This window comes from Mesorhizobium sp. ZC-5, from assembly GCF_025753855.1.
Classification (GTDB): Bacteria; Pseudomonadota; Alphaproteobacteria; order Rhizobiales; family Rhizobiaceae; genus Neomesorhizobium.
The window spans coordinates 1-1,176 of record NZ_JAOWPT010000058.1 but is presented as its reverse complement, the minus strand read 5'-3'; the positions used below and the strand labels follow the sequence as shown (position 1 = coordinate 1,176).

Annotated in this window: 1 protein-coding gene; it reads left to right on the top strand. The window is 62.6% G+C overall.

Annotated elements, in window-relative coordinates; genetic code table 11:
- A partial coding sequence (gene tuf, locus OHD58_RS30480; RefSeq protein WP_263807308.1) for an elongation factor Tu occupies positions 1 to 1,176 on the top strand: 1,176 nt, incomplete at its 5' end.

Below are 1,176 nucleotides of genomic sequence, written 5' to 3'. Positions count from 1 at the left end.
ATGGCAAAAGGTAAATTCGAGCGTAATAAGCCTCATGTGAACATTGGCACGATTGGTCACGTTGACCATGGCAAGACGTCTTTGACGGCTGCGATCACGAAGTATTTTGGCGAGTACAAGCCGTACGACCAGATCGATGCGGCGCCTGAGGAGAAGGCGCGCGGCATCACGATCTCGACGGCGCATGTCGAATACGAGACGCCGAACCGCCACTATGCGCATGTCGACTGCCCCGGCCACGCCGACTATGTGAAGAACATGATCACCGGTGCTGCGCAGATGGACGGCGCGATCCTGGTTGTTTCGGCTGCCGACGGCCCGATGCCGCAGACGCGCGAGCACATCCTTCTGGCCCGCCAGGTCGGCGTTCCGGCGATCGTCGTGTTCCTGAACAAGGTCGACCAGGTCGACGACGCCGAGCTTCTGGAGCTGGTCGAGCTCGAGGTTCGCGAGCTTCTGTCGAAGTACGAGTTCCCGGGCGACGACATTCCGATCGTCAAGGGTTCGGCGCTGGCAGCGCTTGAGGATTCGGACAAGAAGATCGGCGAAGAGGCGGTTCGCGAGCTGATGGCTCAGGTCGACGCCTACATCCCGACGCCGGAGCGTCCGATCGACAAGCCGTTCCTGATGCCGATCGAGGACGTGTTCTCGATCTCGGGCCGCGGCACGGTTGTGACCGGTCGCGTCGAGCGCGGCATCGTCAAGGTTGGCGAGGAGCTCGAGATCGTCGGCATCCGCCCGACCTCGAAGACGACCTGCACGGGCGTCGAGATGTTCCGCAAGCTGCTCGACCAGGGCCAGGCGGGCGACAACATCGGCGCGCTTCTGCGCGGCGTCGACCGTGAAGGTGTGGAGCGCGGCCAGGTGCTGGCCAAGCCCGGCACGGTGAAGCCGCACAAGAAGTTCGTGGCCGAAGCCTACATCCTGACCAAGGAGGAGGGTGGCCGTCACACGCCGTTCTTCACCAACTACCGTCCGCAGTTCTATTTCCGTACGACGGACGTGACCGGCATCGTGTCGCTGCCCGAGGGCACCGAGATGGTGATGCCGGGCGACAACATCACGGTCGATGTCGAACTGATCGTGCCGATCGCCATGGAAGAGAAGCTGCGCTTCGCCATCCGTGAAGGCGGCCGTACCGTCGGCGCCGGCATCGTCGCAAGCATCAAAGAGTAA